The sequence below is a fragment of the Taibaiella lutea genome (assembly GCF_008629695.1).
GTDB classification, from domain to species: Bacteria; Bacteroidota; Bacteroidia; order Chitinophagales; family Chitinophagaceae; genus Taibaiella; species Taibaiella lutea.
On sequence record NZ_VWSH01000001.1, the window covers coordinates 695527 to 711714 of the forward strand.

15 protein-coding genes are annotated in these 16188 nt (G+C 40.5%); 5 read left to right on the forward strand and 10 right to left on the reverse strand.

From position 1 onward, the window contains the following. Nucleotides 1–4: 4 nt before the first annotated feature. A complete protein-coding gene (locus F0919_RS02900) occupies nt 5–964 on the reverse strand; it encodes a geranylgeranylglycerol-phosphate geranylgeranyltransferase (RefSeq protein WP_150031211.1) in 960 nt (319 codons plus the stop codon). A 73-nt stretch (nt 965–1037) separates the two neighbouring features. On the opposite strand from F0919_RS02900, the gene F0919_RS02905 reads away from it, so the two are divergent. Both F0919_RS02905 and F0919_RS02910 read left to right on the forward strand, forming a co-directional pair. Beyond that, nucleotides 1038–1403 (forward strand): hypothetical protein, encoded by a 366-nt coding sequence (locus F0919_RS02905; RefSeq protein WP_150031212.1) that lies wholly within the window; start codon nt 1038–1040, stop codon nt 1401–1403. Between the two features lie 116 nt (nt 1404–1519). After that, the gene (locus tag F0919_RS02910; RefSeq protein ID WP_150031213.1) at nt 1520–2497 is read left to right on the forward strand and encodes a cation diffusion facilitator family transporter; all 978 of its coding nucleotides are present in this window, start codon (nt 1520–1522) and stop codon (nt 2495–2497) included. Between the two features lie 175 nt (nt 2498–2672). Here the strand turns inward: F0919_RS02910 and pyk are convergent, their stop codons facing one another. The 9 genes from pyk to F0919_RS02955 form a co-directional block, all read right to left on the reverse strand. Continuing rightward, on the reverse strand, nt 2673–4094 hold the full coding sequence (gene pyk, locus F0919_RS02915) for a pyruvate kinase (protein WP_150031214.1): 1422 nt from the start codon (nt 4092–4094) through the stop codon (nt 2673–2675). Between the two features lie 98 nt (nt 4095–4192). Further along, nucleotides 4193–5116, reverse strand: coding sequence for a PfkB family carbohydrate kinase (locus F0919_RS02920; protein WP_150031215.1), 924 nt, complete (start codon nt 5114–5116; stop codon nt 4193–4195). A 61-nt stretch (nt 5117–5177) separates the two neighbouring features. Continuing rightward, nucleotides 5178–6155: a bifunctional heptose 7-phosphate kinase/heptose 1-phosphate adenyltransferase gene (locus F0919_RS02925; RefSeq protein WP_150031216.1), complete on the reverse strand. Its 978-nt coding sequence runs from the start codon at nt 6153–6155 to the stop codon at nt 5178–5180. Between the two features lie 18 nt (nt 6156–6173). Further along, nucleotides 6174–7010, reverse strand: a complete 837-nt coding sequence (locus F0919_RS02930; RefSeq protein WP_190277238.1) for an energy transducer TonB — start codon at nt 7008–7010, stop codon at nt 6174–6176. Between the two features lie 24 nt (nt 7011–7034). After that, on the reverse strand, nt 7035–7439 hold the full coding sequence (locus F0919_RS02935; RefSeq protein WP_150031218.1) for an energy transducer TonB: 405 nt from the start codon (nt 7437–7439) through the stop codon (nt 7035–7037). Between the two features lie 12 nt (nt 7440–7451). After that, complete coding sequence (locus tag F0919_RS02940; protein WP_150031219.1) at nt 7452–7856, reverse strand: energy transducer TonB; 405 nt, start codon at nt 7854–7856, stop codon at nt 7452–7454. 73 nt (nt 7857–7929) lie between these two features. After that, complete coding sequence (gene ade / locus F0919_RS02945) at nt 7930–9570, reverse strand: adenine deaminase (RefSeq protein WP_150031220.1); 1641 nt, start codon at nt 9568–9570, stop codon at nt 7930–7932. An 85-nt stretch (nt 9571–9655) separates the two neighbouring features. Beyond that, entirely contained in the window at nt 9656–10120 is a 465-nt protein-coding gene (locus F0919_RS02950) for a methylglyoxal synthase (RefSeq protein ID WP_150031221.1), read from the reverse strand. A gap of 25 nt (nt 10121–10145) precedes the next feature. Further along, nucleotides 10146–10685, reverse strand: coding sequence for a TetR/AcrR family transcriptional regulator (locus F0919_RS02955; protein ID WP_190277239.1), 540 nt, complete (start codon nt 10683–10685; stop codon nt 10146–10148). A 221-nt stretch (nt 10686–10906) separates the two neighbouring features. Between F0919_RS02955 and ffh the strand changes: the two genes are divergently transcribed. From ffh to F0919_RS02970, 3 genes are all read left to right on the forward strand, one after another. Next, nucleotides 10907–12265, forward strand: a complete 1359-nt coding sequence (ffh, locus tag F0919_RS02960; protein ID WP_150031223.1) for a signal recognition particle protein — start codon at nt 10907–10909, stop codon at nt 12263–12265. A gap of 243 nt (nt 12266–12508) precedes the next feature. Further along, a complete protein-coding gene (locus F0919_RS02965) occupies nt 12509–14458 on the forward strand; it encodes a thiamine pyrophosphate-binding protein (protein WP_150031224.1) in 1950 nt (649 codons plus the stop codon). A gap of 34 nt (nt 14459–14492) precedes the next feature. Beyond that, nucleotides 14493–16082, forward strand: coding sequence for a flavin monoamine oxidase family protein (locus F0919_RS02970; RefSeq protein WP_150031225.1), 1590 nt, complete (start codon nt 14493–14495; stop codon nt 16080–16082). Nucleotides 16083–16188: the final 106 nt, after the last annotated feature.

A 16188-nucleotide genomic window follows, 5' to 3' on the forward strand; every position in this document is an offset into this window, starting at 1 on the left:
CAACTTAATACTGCAACCAATAATAAATCAATAAGGATGCAATACCGGAAAGCATGATAAACTTAAGATACCTGCTTGCCTTGCCATAATGCTGTACTGTTGATTTTCGGGGCAAAAACCATAGCCAGACGACTAATGGCACAATTAACATTAAAATAATATAAATACCTAATACAGACCATGAGCCTGAACAAAGCTTTATGGCTGCAATAAGTAATGGTAAAATAGTAATCAACCCAAAAAAAACAACAAGACGCATTGATTTTTGCAATCCTATTTTGATGGGCATGGTAACGCAGCCATCTTCCGCATCACCTTTAAAGTCCTCCATATCCTTTACAATCTCACGCATCCAGGTCAGCATAAATGCGAAATAGGTATAAACTGCAATTACTCCGAATGGATTGACCAATAACCTGGAATCTATTTTTAAAAATAAGTCAAAACTTATGAAGGAATAAAGGGCGGGCTCATATACTGCCAATATCAGAACCGTTAAGGCTGTCAGCAAAGCGACTACCACATTGCCTATTACAAATTGACGCTTGAAATGGGTGGAATAGAACCATAACAATAGAGTACAGGCCAACTGAATAATTACTACATAGTAATTACCCATTTCCCGTGCAAGATAAAATGCCAGTAAAAACCCGGCAACATTAAAAAAGCTATGCCATAATATTGCAGCACGCCTGCTGATAACTTTATCTACAATAACTTTTTCAGGGCGATTGATAACATCGATTTTCACATCAAAATAGTCATTGATAATATAACCTGCAGCTGCAATCAGTAAAGTTGACAAACTCAGCAACAAAAAATACTGTACGGAAAGAAACACCGAAACCTGTGCCCAGCCTTCCATTGGATGAATAACGCATTGCCAGATAAACCATTGCGTCAAAAACACAATGATAAGGTTGCGCCATCTGATTAACTGAAAAAAAGAAGTGATAGTTTTCATTTACAGTCACAAAATTGCAGTAAAGAAACCAAAATTGGATTAACTTGCTGTAATAATAAATTTTCATAACGGCATGATGCGATTTATCCTTGTCTTATTACTTGCAGCAATCACCTCCTATTTTGCCGTAATGGTTATGCCCTGGTGGATTTGCATGCTGCTTTCTTTTATAATCATCCTGCTGCTACCAATGAAAGGCGGCAAAGCATTTCTTGCGGCAGCTTTAGGAACTGCTATTGCTTATGCCTTCATGAGCATTCAAACGGATATGGCCAATGAACATATTCTCAGTTCTAAAATGGCGATGTTATTTCATTTACCTTCTTATATACTTATGATTGTCGTAACTGCGTTAATCGGCGCCATTACATCCGGCCTGGGCGCCTGCATGGCTTCGGCCTTGCATTTACTGTTTAGAAAGAAAAATATTCCATCCTGAATTGCGATTCCATATTTTAGTACAATACCTTTACAATCGCGTCTATAACAGGCTTTGGCAGGTCTGGTCAATATGCTGAGATTAAACACCGGACTATCTCAATAATTTAGTAATTAATGACTACATCCATCAAACTGCAAAGAAACCTTGCTTTTCTTGCCATACTGTTATTTATTATTAAAATAATAGCCTGGTACTGGACAAAGTCTGTTGCAGTTTTTACAGATGCGATGGAGAGCACCGTGAATGTAGCTACCGGTCTGATTGGCTGGTACAGTATCTGGCTGGCACAAAAACCAAAAGATAAGAACCATCCTTATGGTCATGGTAAGGCAGAGTTTATCTCAGCAGCCGTTGAGGGTACAATGATTTTTGTGGCGGGACTCATTATCATTTATGAAGCAGCCACTAATCTTGCCAAACCCAAACCTTTGCAGCGCCTTGATTGGGGCCTTGCTTTATTAGCTTTAACAGCTTTGATAAATTTTATCGTGGGAAAATATGCCATCAGTCATGGCAAAAAGGTAAAATCTGCAACGCTGGAAGCGGGCGGCAGGCATTTGTGCACCGATACTTATTCTACCGTTGGCATTATTATCGGTTTGATTTTGATGATGATAACAGATTGGGCATGGCTCGATGCCACTGTAGCCATGATTTTTGCTGTTATTATTCTGGTTACGGGTTACAGAGTATTACGCAAATCTTTAGCAGGTATCATGGACGAAGCTGACCTTGCTCTGCTGGAAGAACTGATAAGCTATTTACAAACCAACAGAAAACCTGAATGGACCGACCTGCATAATCTCCGGATGATTCAATATGGCAGTACTTTACATCTGGACGGACATCTTACCCTACCCTGGTATTTTACTGTAAAAGAGGCCCATCATGAAATCGAAAGCCTCGACCATCTTATAAGAAACAAGTTTGGTGATGCTATAGAACTATTTGTGCATGTGGATGGCTGCGAATCTTTTTCCTGCAAGATTTGTCAGCTTGAAAATTGTCCGGTGCGTCAGCATCCCTTTGAACAAATTATTGTCTGGAATCCGGAAAATGTATTGCAGAACCGCAAGCATCAGATTGAGTAACTGTTCTATGGTTAATTGCTTTTCTGCGCACCATAATAAACTTGTGATTTTGATACGCGTTTATCATTAAACATAAATGCAACAATTTAACAAAAAAACATCTAACAAAAAAACACAAAGGCATGACTAATGCCATGCCTTTGCAACTAAATCAAAAATTACATAACAATGAGTATTACGCTATTTTCGTAATCTTCAACATATTGGTAGGCAAATGCTCGCTAACCGGTGTGCTTCCTGTATTTACAACAACATCTCCTACTTTTACCAAGCCTTTCTCTTTTAAGAAATCAACCTGATCTTTAATGATGTCGTCCATACCTTCTTCCTTATCATAGTAGAAAGCCTGTACACCCCAACTCAAACTTAACTGATTAATCAGGGTTTGTGTTTTAGTGAAAACGTACAATGCAGCATGCGGCCGGAAGCTGGAAAGCATGAATCCGGTATAACCGCTTTGCGTCATACCAATCAATGCATCGGCATGCACATCCTCTACAATTTTACAGGCATTATAACAAAGCGCATCACTCAGGAAAGAAGGTGAATGCGGCTGTGGAATAAGATTTCTGTTATATACCGTTTCTTCTTTTTCTACTTCACGAATGATATTAACCATAGTCTGAACAACCAACTCAGGATGTGCGCCCATAGCGGTTTCACCGCTCAACATTACCGCGTCAGCACCTTCCATAACGGCATTTGCAACGTCTGTAATTTCGCTTCGGTTAGGACGTGTACGATCTATCATGCTTTCCATCATCTGAGTAGCGATAATAACAGGTTTAGCTCTGTGAATGCATTTCCGTACAATTTCCTTCTGAATCATCGGAATTTTCTCCACAGGCATTTCAACACCTAAGTCACCACGGGCAACCATTACTGCATCAGATGCTAAAATGATTTCGCGTAAATGCTCGACCGCTTCCGGTTTTTCAATCTTTGCAATAATTTTTGCAAGACTACCTTTTTCTTTTAAACGGTTTCTTAAATCAAGAATATCATTCGGCTTACGCACAAACGAAAGGCCAATCCAATCTATACCCTGTCCTACAATAAAATCAAGATCTGCAAGATCTTTTTCGGTAAGAGAAGGAATAGATATTTGTGTATCGGGAAGATTTACTCCTTTCTTTGGCAACAACAGCCCACCATTTACAACCATTGCTTTCACCAGGCCATCTGCTGTAATTTCCACAACTTTGGTTTCAATTTTACCATCATCCAGCAAAATGCTTTCGCCCACTTTTGCATCTTTGTGAAAGTTAGGATAAGAGATGTAAAGGCCATCTTTTGTACCTTCCGCTTTGATGTTAGTAAAAGTGATGATATCCTCTTTATGTAACATCAAAGAGCCATCCTTAATGTCCCCAATCCTGAGTTTAGGTCCTTGCAGATCGGCCAGAATAGCGATATTGAAAGGATATTCGTCATTTATCTTCTTAATATTACTGACTACTTCCGCATGTTTTTCATAAGTACCATGCGAGAAGTTCAGACGAAAAACATTGACACCTGCATTTACAAGGCCCAATAATTTTTCGAATGTATCGCAAGCAGGCCCAACGGTTGCGATAATTTTTGTTTTGTGTAGCATTTCTTAAATTGTATTTCTTAAATAAATTACTAAAAGCCAACATTCCTAAAGAGGCCGTAAACTAAGGGAATATCAGCGGTATTGAAATTATATTATTATTAAACAGTTGCAGTTTCAAAGTTAGCCAATTCTGCAAAAGCCTGCATACGCATTGCTATATCCTCTTTTGAAATTTCTTTCATTCTTTCCGGGCCGAATTTTTCCACGCAGAAAGAAGCCATTGCAGAGCCTACAATGATAGCTGTTTTCATGTTTTCAAATGAAATATCACCCGTACGAGCAATATGTCCTATAAAGCCTCCGGCAAAAGTATCACCGGCACCCGTCGGGTCAAATACAACTTCCAATGGCAAGGCTGGCGCAGAGAAAATTTTATCTTCATGGAATAATAAAGCGCCATGTTCCCCTTTCTTAACTACAAGGTATTTAGGCCCCATTGCCATGATTTTCTTAGCAGCTTTTACCAGAGAAAATTCTTCAGACAACTGGCGTGCTTCGGCATCATTTACCACCAGCACGTCTACCATTTTCAATGTTGCTTTCAAATCATCCAAAGCTATGTCCATCCAGAAGTTCATGGTATCCATAACAATCAGCTTAGGGCGATTGCGTAGTTGGTTGATAACGCTCTGCTGAATAGCAGGCGAAAGATTACCCAACATAAGGTATTCGCAATCCTGATAGCTTTCCGGCATTTGAGGATTGAATTGTTCCAATACATTCAAATCGGTAACCAATGTATCTCTGTTATTCATATCCAGATGATATTTACCGCTCCAGAAGAAAGATTTACCTTCTTTTACAATTTCAACTCCCTCAAAAGCAACGCCGCGCGCTGCTAATTGGTCAAATTCTTCGGACGGAAAATCACCGCCGACAATTGATACCTGTTTGATGGGTTGATAAAAATTAGATGCAGCCCAGGCAACATAAGTTGCAGATCCGCCAATGATTTTATCTACTTTTCCGAATGGTGTTTCAATAGCATCAAAAGCCATTGTTCCTACTGTAATTAAAGACATTTTTTATTTAGATGTTAGATTTGAGATATTAGATGTTAGATATCAGATATTAAATTCATCATTAAATCTTCCCCAGTTCCTTTAATAATTTTTCTTTGCTGATGGGCACAACGCCAACTTCCTCACATACAAGGCCACCTGCAATATTGGACCATTCAGCCATAAGCTCCACATCTCCGGTAAGCGCATAAACCATAGCAGCTACCGCAATGACTGTATCGCCTGCTCCACTTACATCAGCAATGTTCCTGTGATGCGATGGAATGATCTTGCTTTCCGTACCATTATTAAAATAAACACCTTTGTCGGACAAAGTAATGAAAGAAATATGATGCTGTAAATGCTTATTCAGAAGTTCATGCACTTCCTTCATCGACGCTTCGTTTATCTGTTGCAAAGGAATGTGCAGGCCTTCTCTTACTTCTTTAAGATTAGGCTTGAAAATATCTACATTTTTATATGCCAGAAAGTTTTTGAGCTTCGGATCAACAGCTGTTAAAATACCTAATGACTTACAATGGCGAATAATTTTATCGATAATATTCTCCTTTAAAACGCCTTTGTTATAATCTTCAAATATAACCACATCAGGCTTTTGGATTTGCAGGAAACGAAGTGTAGCATCAATGAATGCATGTTCGTCTCTGATGTTCAGATCATCGCTTTTTTCCGCATCCAGTCGCACCATTTGCTGGTTGCGGCTAAGGATACGTGTTTTAGTGGTAGTAACCCTGTCTGTGCTTTGTTGAACCAAATCGGCCTGAATATCTTGTTCTCCTAAAAGCTTCAATAACAATTTTGCATCATCATCCGCACCAATTACACTGGCAAGCGTAACTTTCGCTCCGAGCGATTTACAATTCAAGGCGACATTGGCAGCGCCACCTAAACGGCTTTCCGATTTGTGGATGGCTACCACAGGGACCGGCGCCTCAGGCGAAATACGTTCCACTTCACCCCAACGATACACATCAAGCATCACATCGCCAACAACGACGACATGCAGACCGGAAAATTTTTCTAAAATATTGTGAGGCATTTTTGTTGAAAATTCAGATTATCTATCCAACTTAAAGGTTACTGGCATTGTATAATACATACGTACGGGTTGCCCATTTTGAGTTCCCGGCTTCCATTTTGGCATAGAATTAACTAAACGAACCGCTTCTTTTCCAAAACCCGAATTGGGCACATCTCGCACCAAAACTATATCTTTAATACTACCATCTCTATCTACAACAAACTGAACGATAGCTCTTCCGGCAAGCCCATCTTCTCTGGCTCCTACTGGGTATTTCAAATGTGAATTTAAAAATTTTTGCAATGCTTCCATACCTCCAGGAAATTCTGCACTATGCTCCACAGAATAAAAAATTTTCTCTTCCGGCTCCGTAGATTGAGGTTCTTCTTTTTTTACTAAATATTCCCTGGCGTCAGGTAAGCTGGTATCTCTTGCTTGTCCCCGGAGCTTAAAGGTAACCGGTAAAGTGTAATATGTTTTAACAGCCTGGCCATTTTGTTTTGCCGGTTTCCAGTTTGGCATAGCTTTTACTACTCTCAATACTTCTTGATCCATACTAGAATCAACGCTTTTTACAATTTCTTCATTGCAGAGAGAGCCGTCTGTACAAACCACAAATTTAACAACAACACGTCCTTCTTTATTTTTTTCGCGGGCATCGGCAGGGTATCTTATACTACTGGATAAATAATTCATAAGACCTTGCTGTCCACCCATAAATTCAGGAAGTTCATCCACAGCAGAAAAAATTTTACCCATAATACCTGTGTCCTTTCGTCCAACAGGTTTATAAGTATTGGAGCCGGAGTTAACTTGAGAAAAGGTATTAAGGGATAAACATGATAATAAAAATAAACTGAAAATAGTTTTCATGACAATGCAACAAGAATTCATAATTTAAAACATCGCAAAAGTAATGGGTAAATTATAATAAACGGCAACAAAATTGCCGTTTTGCATGCCGGGATCCCATTTTGGCATCCCGCTTACAACGCGCAATGCTTCCTTATCGCAAGCTGCATCAAGGCTGCTTATGATTTCAGTATGTGTAATGCTGCCGTCCGCTTCCACCACAAAACGGACCACCACTTTACCGTGAACCGCATTTTTCATAGCTGATTTCGGATAGCGCAGATGCCTCCTTATATATTTGCTCATGGCATCTTTGCCACCCGGAAATGATGGCATTTGCTCCGCTGTTGTATACACTTCTGCAGATTGCTTTTCCTGTTGTGAAAAACAAATTCCTGCTTGTAACAGCAGGAACAAACAAAGTCCATATTTTAAAAACAGGCATTTCATTATTTTGAAGTTTTAATCAGAACCGGAAGGTAATTCAAAATCAATAGGTAAATAATACACCACTTCAATGGCTTTTCCATCTTTATGCGCAGGTTCCCAATGTGGCATCTTTCTGGCCACCCTTATTGCTTCCTCATCGCACCCCGAACCCAGGCCTTTTAAAACTTTTATATCTTCCACTTTTCCTTCAACATTAATCTTAAAACAAAGAATGACATAGCCTTCCACTTTATTTTCCAATGCAGCATTAGGATATCTGAGATTCAGGGCAAGATATTTCCTCAACTCACGTTCGCCACCGGGGAAAACGGGTTTTTCTTTTTCAGTCAGATTTACAGGCACATCTTTAAGGGCGCCTTGGGCATGTACTTCAAACTGAAGAAACAGTATTAAAATAAATGCAATAAAGTGTTTCATATTGGCTTAAATGGTAATCAGTCTCAAAAATAGTTAATATTTACGAGCTAATATGACTTCTGCAAGAAGTTCATTATAATGTTACAAAATCAAATCTATCTACATCAAATAAACCTTTATCTGTAATTTTCAAAGAAGGTATAACAGGCAATGCCATAAAAGATAAAGTCATGAAAGGCGCTGTAAGCTTGCTTCCTAATGCTTTAGCTGCTTTGTCCATCTTTTCGTACTGCGCAGCAGCAGTAAAAGCATCTTTATCGCTCATCAACCCGGCTACAGGTAAAGGCATCACATCTGTCGCTGTCCCATCACAGATGCTGATTCCACCTTTACAATCAATAATTGCATTCACCGCTTCGCAAATGGCATTGTCATCCACGCCAACAAAAACAATATTATGACTGTCATGCGCCACGCTGCTTGCTATCGCACCTCTCTGCAATCCGAAATTACGGATGAAACCCATTGAAACCGGAGCGGAATTATAACGATTGACCACACCGATTTTTAAAACATCTTGTCGGATGTCTGTTATAATATTCCCGTCAGCAACCTTTAATATTGCCTCAGACGCATTTGTAATCAATTGTCCGTCTAAAGCATCTATGATTTTGCAGGAAGCGGTTTCAGCATTTCTATCTTTTGATTTCAGCTGAAAATCCTCCTGCTTTAAAGGGCTGATAGAAAAATGATTAATGGGTTTTACAGGTGTCGTTTCAATAAACGATTTATTATTTTCTACAATCAGGCTACCATCAATGTATACCTGCTCTATTTCAAATTCTTTCAGATCTTTCACCACAATAAAATCGGCGGCCTGTCCTTCAAGCAGATAACCAACATCCAGGCCATAATGCAGCACAGGCAAAATACAAGACGCATATAGTACATTAAACAAATCGTAACCTTCGGCCACAGCTCTTTTTACCAATAAATTTATATGCCCCTTACACAATTCATCAGGGTGCTTATCATCACTGCAAAACATAATTTTACCGGGGTGGCTTTTCAATAAAGGCGCCAACGCTGTATAATTTTTTGCCGCACTTCCTTCGCGAATCAGAATATTCATACCGGCCGCAAGTTTATCATTAGCTTCTTCAATGCTGACACATTCATGATCTGTTGTAATACCGGCAGCAGCATACCTGAATGCATCTTTCCCACGCAAACCCGGCGCATGGCCGTCTACAGGCTTTCCCAAAGCTTTTGCTGCAGCTATTTTCAACATAACTTCCCTATCTTCAAACAATACCCCCGGAAAATTCATCATTTCGGTCAGGTACTTTATTTCTTTCCTTTGTAACAAGGCTTTAATATCATTGGAATCGATTACAGCACCAGCGGTTTCAAAAGTGGTAGCAGGCACACAGGAAGGCGCACCAAAATTAAACTTCAAAGGAGAATGACCTGCGTTTTCAATCATATAATCAACGCCTGCAATGCCACATACATTGGCAATTTCATGAGGATCGCTGACTGTTGCGACTGTTCCGTGCTTTACGGCAATAGCAGCAAATTCAGTCGGCACCAGCATGGAGCTTTCAATATGGATATGCGCATCAATAAAACCCGGCAAAATATAATGATCATCTGCTTTTTCTACCTTTTCGACAGATAATATCTTACCGTTTTCAACCTGAATATTTGCAGGAAAAACGGTACGGTTCAGGATGTCAACATATTGGCCGCTGATGAAAAAAGATGATTGCATTTTTGTTGGTTTGGAATAAAAATAAGAACCTTTTTACAAAGGTTCTTATTTAGCTGCAATTAATAACAATCAGAACATTTTCGGTTTATTCATTCTCATGAATATCCCTGCTCAAATAATCTGTATAATCCGGCATGATACGTTGATACTCACTATTCATATACGGAGATGTAATAATAAAATCAGCGGTGGTTCTGTCGCAGGCTAATAATATATTCCAGGTAACGCTCAGGCGCAATAAAGCTTTTACATCGGTATCGTGTGGTTGCGCATTCATCGGATCCCAATAGAAGATAATCATATCAATCTGTCCTGTTGCGATAAGGCTTCCTATTTGCTGGTCGCCGCCCAACGGCCCGCTCAGGAATTTTGTTATAGGCAAATGCAAAGCCTCTTCAATCATTTTGCCTGTAGTACCTGTAGCATACAAAGTATGCTGCGCAAGAATATCTTTATTTGCAGAAACCCAATCCAGTAAATCTGCTTTCCTGTAGTCATGGGCAACTAATGCAATATGCTTCTTTCTACTTAATGTTCTTATGTTGGCCATTTATTTGTTTAAGAAATTGGAATGGTTATTTGGCGGCCGGATATTTGGACTTAAAAAATTGTTGCATCTCCAGATATTTATTTTTCTTATCATCTCTGTGCGCAATCAGATATTTCCAGAATGCTTCTACAAAAACCAGCATCAACTCTGTCTCTTTTTCAGGAAATTCATATTTCAAATCTTTAAAAGCCTTAACCAGCATGGCATGTAAAGGCTGCATAAACCGTTGATGCTGATTCATGGAAATTTCCATGTCCAGTAAACGATATTGTAACTCCCAAAATTGAGGTTCTTCCCAAACAAGCTTGTAAGGCAATTCTATAACAGTGTATATAAAATCCAAAGGTTCTTTATCCTGAAACATGCCGCGGTTGTGCTCCACGATACGTTTATAGCCCTCTTTAATGACAAAAGCCAGTAATTTTTCTTTATTTCCAAAATGTTTAAAAATCAATGCTTCTGATACTCCGGCGGCTTTGGCAATCAATTGGGTGGAAGTGCTTTCGTAACCTCGTTCGGCAAAAAGCGCTAAGGCACTGTCGGCAATGCTTTGCTTTCTATTCATGAATGGGTAAAAAATGTTATAAATAAAGAATGAAATACTGCTGAACAGCCGTTTATCAGCATTTGGCTTTAAAATTAATACAATTATCCAATTCTGATGTGATGAGATGTTAAATGGTATATAATTTAATGCATCCGGCCAAAGTAAAATCTGTTTTTTCATCTGTAAATACATACAACATTTTAATTACCTTTGCCCCTCCAAAATTTTAAGCTAAAGAAATGTTTGATAATCTTAGTGAACGGCTCGATTCGGCCTTTAAACTGCTGAAAGGTGAAGGCCGTATATCTGAAATCAACGTAGCCTCTACGGTAAAAGAAATTCGTCGTGCATTGGTTGATGCCGATGTAAACTATAAAATTGCCAAAGACCTTACCGACAGGATAAAGGAAAAAGCATTAGGTGAAAAGGTATTGACTTCCGTTTCTCCCGGTCAGTTGATGGTCAAAATCGTAAAAGACGAACTGGCTGAATTGATGGGTGGTGAAGAAGTAGAGCTTGACTTATCTGAAAAACCAACTATCATCCTGATTGCAGGATTGCAAGGCTCGGGTAAAACAACTTTCTCCGGTAAACTGGCCAATTATCTTAATTCAAAAAAGAACAAAAAACCTTTATTGGTAGCAGGCGACGTTTACCGTCCTGCGGCTATCAATCAGTTACATGTATTGGGCGAGCAAATCAAAGTGCCTGTTTACAGCGAGCCTGAAAATAAAGATGTAGTTCAGATTGCTTTGAATGCGATAGCGAAAGCGAAGCAGGACGGCAATAATGTTATCATCATAGATACGGCAGGCCGTCTGGCGGTTGACGAAGCCATGATGACCGAGGTTGCCAATATCAAAAAAGCAGTCAACCCGAAAGAAATCTTGTTTGTGGTAGATTCCATGACCGGACAGGATGCGGTGAATACAGCCAAAGCCTTCAACGATCGTCTGGATTTTACCGGTGTTGTTTTAACGAAACTGGATGGTGATACGCGTGGTGGTGCGGCTTTAACGATTAAATACACCGTTGAGAAGCCTATCAAGTTTGTGAGCATGGGCGAAAAGCTGGACACGCTGGATGTTTTCTATCCTGAGCGTATGGCGCAGCGTATTTTGGGCATGGGTGATATCATCTCTTTGGTAGAGCGTGCTCAGGACCAGTTTGATGAAGAGGAAGCCAAAAAGATTGAGAAGAAAATACGTGCTAATAAATTTGATTTCGACGATTTCAAAACACAGCTGGGACAAATCAAGAAAATGGGTAACATCAAAGACTTGTTGGCCATGATTCCGGGTGTTGGTAAAGCTATCAAGGATATTGACATCAGCGACGATGCATTCAAAGGCATTGAAGCCATGATTGACTCCATGACACCTGCCGAACGCCGTAATCCTGATTTGATAAATCCTGCGCGTCGCAAACGTATTGCAACAGGTGCAGGCAAAGACATTTCAGAGATGAATGCTTTTATGAAACAATTTGAGCAGATGCGCGGCATGATGAAACAAATGAACAAATTCAAAGGAATGGGCATGGGTATGCCGGGAATGGGAATGCCTCCTGGAATGGGTGGTATGATGGGCAGAAAATAAAAATTCAGTCGTTAGTAAATAGTTTAAAATAGCACTTCTTTCATAGAAGTGCTATTTTTTTTGTGCTGTGATTTCAGAATTGTTCATTGAACTTCTGTTAACGGCTTTTCTAAAAAAGGGGAAATTTCCCCATCCTCTGTTATTTGCTTTGTTTCAAAAGATTACTATTTTGTGCTAATAAATAAAATATATTATTTGTTTAAAAACATCTAACAACATTTATTAACCAAACACACCATCACCATGACACTCAAACCAGCCTCACCAAATGCGGCCCAAAGCACTTCTACGCCCCGTTGGACACGCGATTATGTTTTCGATGCATTAAAGGACCTCGGCATTCATTATATTTTCGGAGTACCGGGTACTAATGAAATACCAATTATAGACGGCACTTCCTATCCTGAAAACGAAGTAAGTTATATTGAATGCTTACATGAAAATATTGCCATCGGTGCAGCGATGGGTTCTGCGCGTATGACAGGCAAGCCGGGCATTCTGGTAGTGCATGTTACACCCGGCATAGCACATAGCATCGGCAATCTTTTCAATGCCTGCCGCTCACAAACGCCATTGGTCATTTTATGCTGCCAGCAACAGAATGAGTTAGTTACACAAGAACCTTTACTTGCTTCTAATCTTGTTGATCTTGCCAAACAATATACTAAATGGGCACATGAAGTCCGTACACCGGAAGAAATTCCGTTGGTACTGCAACGTGCGTTTAAAGAAGCAATGGCGCCGCCTAACGGACCGGTATTCATTTCTATTCCCTGGGAATTTACCATGCGTAAAATAGGAGATAACGATCGCCTGAAAGGCATTACAAAAATATCTTCCCATTTCACCGGCGATCCTGAATCAATTAAGCAATCGGCTGAATTGCTTGCCAATGCAAAGAATCCTATTATCATAGCCGGCGATGCAGTTGGCTATGCAGATGCATGGAAAGAGTTGCAGGAGCTTGCCGAATTACTGGGCGCACCTGTCTGTCTGCAAACGTTCAGCAGCCTTGCCAATTACCCTAACAATGATTATCACTGGCAGGGAGAACTGCCGGGAAGCCAGGCAGCCATACAACAGGTATTTGACAAACACGATGTGGCCTTCCTGATTGGCTTTGGCGCACAGGCACAGCTGGCCGTGTTTAAATATTCCGACGGGCCGCTGATCCCTAATCATGTAAAACAGGTTTATCTTACTAATAATACATGGGATATTGCTAAAAACTTCTATGGTGAATCTGCCGTTTTCGGCGATATCAAAGCAACGCTTCCGCTGATTAATGAGCTTGTAAAAGAACAAGGTTCAAAAGGCGCTGATGCACGAAATAAAAACCTGAAAGTACTTGCGGGTAAACGCGATGTTATGTGGGCAGACTACAAAAAGACAGCTTTACAGCAAAAGGAAATATGGGCGGTACTGATAGCAGACGCTTTAAGAGAAGCCATTCTGGAAAAAGAACTGGAAAACAAATTTGTGTACGTGCATGAAGCCGTCTCTGACGGAGCACCTTTTCAATTCTTATTACCGCTTGGAACAGAAGCGGCCAAACCTATCAGCTATTATTGCGTGGCCGGCGGTTCTTTGGGCTGGTCTATGCCCGCATCGCTGGGTATTAAACTGGAACCACAAGCAATACAGGGCATTGAAACAAAATTAGTGGTAAACGCAGTCGGAGACGGCTCATCGCTTTTCTATCCTCAGACTTATTGGACTGCGGCACATCGCAAACTGGCCATTCTTTACATTATTACCAATAACCAGGAATACCATACTTTACAATTAGGGTTGCAACAAGTTATCGGCGCTTATGGCTCTGCACCAGGCTATGAATGGCAACCTAAAACAACCACACCCGAATACCTGACTATTAATCGTCCGCAATTCAACTTTGTTTCGCTTGCAAAAGCTTTTGGTGGTGAAGACGGTGAAGTCGTAAGCGATCCAAAAGCCGTTAAGGAAGCGGTTTACAGGGGTGTTGATTTTGTACTGACACAAGGTAAATCGTATATTCTTGATATGCGCACCGCTCAGGATACGCCTGCACCGGGTGCCAAAAGTACAGACGAGGTTTACAAACGTTATTTATTACAACCGGCATTGGATATTTTTCACAAAGAGGCGGCACCTTTAAAACTTGCAAAAGGCGCTACTCCGGCTATTCCTGCCAATGTTCCTGTTTTACCTTAATTATTATTACCAAACCAAAACACAAATAACCATTATGAAAAATGAAACCATTGACATCGCTATTATAGGCGGTGGCGTGTCGGGCGTTTACAGTGCCTGGAAACTAAAACAAAAATATCCTGCCAAGAAAATCGTTGTGTTCGAAGGCTGGGATCATATCGGCGGCAGATTGCTTTCGGTAACGCCTCCCAACATTCCTGATATGGTGGCGGAACTTGGCGGCATGCGCATTCTGGAAAATGCACAACCGCTGATTGTCGGGCTTTTAAAGGATCTGAATGCTGCATTACCCAAAAATCAACAAATAGAATTGTATGATTTTCCGGTAGATGAGCCTCAAAACATTGCTTATTTAAGAGGTGTTTATCTGCGCCTTGCAGATTATACCACACATCCTGACAAAGTACCTTATAAACTTGCTTTCCTTGAAAAAGGGAATTCGCCTGGCGGTGTAATTGTCAACGCTATTGAGCAAATTGTGCCGGGCATTACCAATCCGAAGCTTACAGAAGAACAACGTCGTAAAATGGCTCAGGAAGCGAGTTTCGCAGGTACGCCGTTATACAAGCAAGGTTTCTGGAATGTATTGTACAGAGTTATAAGCGGAGAAGCTTATCAATATGGAATGGATGCAGGCGGATATAATTCTACTTTGGCTAACTGGAATGCTGCCGACGCAATTCCATGGTTCCTGACTGATTTTGGCATTACACCCGAATACAAAGGTTTTAAAAAAGGATTTCAGGAAGTGCCTAAAACATTGGCTGCTTTCTTTGAAAAACTTGGCGGCGAAATAAGACTGAATACAAAACTGGATAGTTTTATAAAAGTCAAAAACCAGTTTCATCTTACGTTTGAAAAGCAAACGGTTATTGCCGATTCTATTATTCTGGCGATGCCACGCCGTTCGCTTGATTTGTTGCAACCGACTTGTCCGGAACTTCAACGTATTGAAAACCTTATAGGCAGTGTAACACCACGTCCATTATTCAAGCTTTTCACCACTTATGCAAATCCCTGGTGGCTTTCTGCAGGTTATACCAATGAAGCAGGCACATTTGTTCCGGTGCAATCGGGCAGAAGCGTAACGGATATGCCTGTGCGCCAGACTTATTACTGGCCTAAGAATGACGGCAGTCCTGCCACATCGGGTGAATCCATGCTTTTAGCCAGCTATGATGATGGTAACAATATCGGCTTCTGGGACGGCCTAAGACCAAGACGCAGCGAGGCATGGGAGAAAGGTTTGAAACTGACAAAAATTGACAATCCTTTTGAAGGTGAAGCGGCCGGAAAAAATACAAAGCTTACCTGGTTCCAGTACAAGGCTCCTGTACCAATGGTTATGGAAGTCGCAAGACAACTGCAGGTTATGCATGGTCTAAGCCATACACCGATAGTTAAGAATGCTGCCTTCCGCGATTGGGGCCAGGATCCTTTTGGCGGTGGCTGGAACAGCTGGAATATTGGTGTAAAAAGCTGGGAAGTAAGAGAGAAAATTACGAAGCCGCTTGATGACAGCAATATGTATATCTGCGGCGAAGCCTATTCTGACGCACAAGGCTGGGTAGAGGGCGCTTTGCAAACAGCAGATATTATGCTTTCGAAGTTTAAATTGAAATAGAAATACCATTAGTAAACAACGCTTTTTAAAAACAAAAAAGAATGGTCAACTTTTTAAAAGTTGACCATTCTTTTTATGAGATTCTAATTTCAAAACATTCTGGCCT

Coding starts and splice junctions, on each gene's coding strand:
- F0919_RS02900 (WP_150031211.1), bottom strand. CDS start 964: ATGAAAACTATCACTTCTTTTTTTCAGTTAATCAGATGGCGCAACCTT.
- F0919_RS02905 (WP_150031212.1), top strand. CDS start 1,038: ATGATGCGATTTATCCTTGTCTTATTACTTGCAGCAATCACCTCCTAT.
- F0919_RS02910 (WP_150031213.1), top strand. CDS start 1,520: ATGACTACATCCATCAAACTGCAAAGAAACCTTGCTTTTCTTGCCATA.
- pyk (WP_150031214.1), bottom strand. CDS start 4,094: ATGCTACACAAAACAAAAATTATCGCAACCGTTGGGCCTGCTTGCGAT.
- F0919_RS02920 (WP_150031215.1), bottom strand. CDS start 5,116: ATGTCTTTAATTACAGTAGGAACAATGGCTTTTGATGCTATTGAAACA.
- F0919_RS02925 (WP_150031216.1), bottom strand. CDS start 6,155: ATGCCTCACAATATTTTAGAAAAATTTTCCGGTCTGCATGTCGTCGTT.
- F0919_RS02930 (WP_190277238.1), bottom strand. CDS start 7,010: ATGAAAACTATTTTCAGTTTATTTTTATTATCATGTTTATCCCTTAAT.
- F0919_RS02935 (WP_150031218.1), bottom strand. CDS start 7,439: ATGAAATGCCTGTTTTTAAAATATGGACTTTGTTTGTTCCTGCTGTTA.
- F0919_RS02940 (WP_150031219.1), bottom strand. CDS start 7,856: ATGAAACACTTTATTGCATTTATTTTAATACTGTTTCTTCAGTTTGAA.
- ade (WP_150031220.1), bottom strand. CDS start 9,570: ATGCAATCATCTTTTTTCATCAGCGGCCAATATGTTGACATCCTGAAC.
- F0919_RS02950 (WP_150031221.1), bottom strand. CDS start 10,120: ATGGCCAACATAAGAACATTAAGTAGAAAGAAGCATATTGCATTAGTT.
- F0919_RS02955 (WP_190277239.1), bottom strand. CDS start 10,685: ATGAATAGAAAGCAAAGCATTGCCGACAGTGCCTTAGCGCTTTTTGCC.
- ffh (WP_150031223.1), top strand. CDS start 10,907: ATGTTTGATAATCTTAGTGAACGGCTCGATTCGGCCTTTAAACTGCTG.
- F0919_RS02965 (WP_150031224.1), top strand. CDS start 12,509: ATGACACTCAAACCAGCCTCACCAAATGCGGCCCAAAGCACTTCTACG.
- F0919_RS02970 (WP_150031225.1), top strand. CDS start 14,493: ATGAAAAATGAAACCATTGACATCGCTATTATAGGCGGTGGCGTGTCG.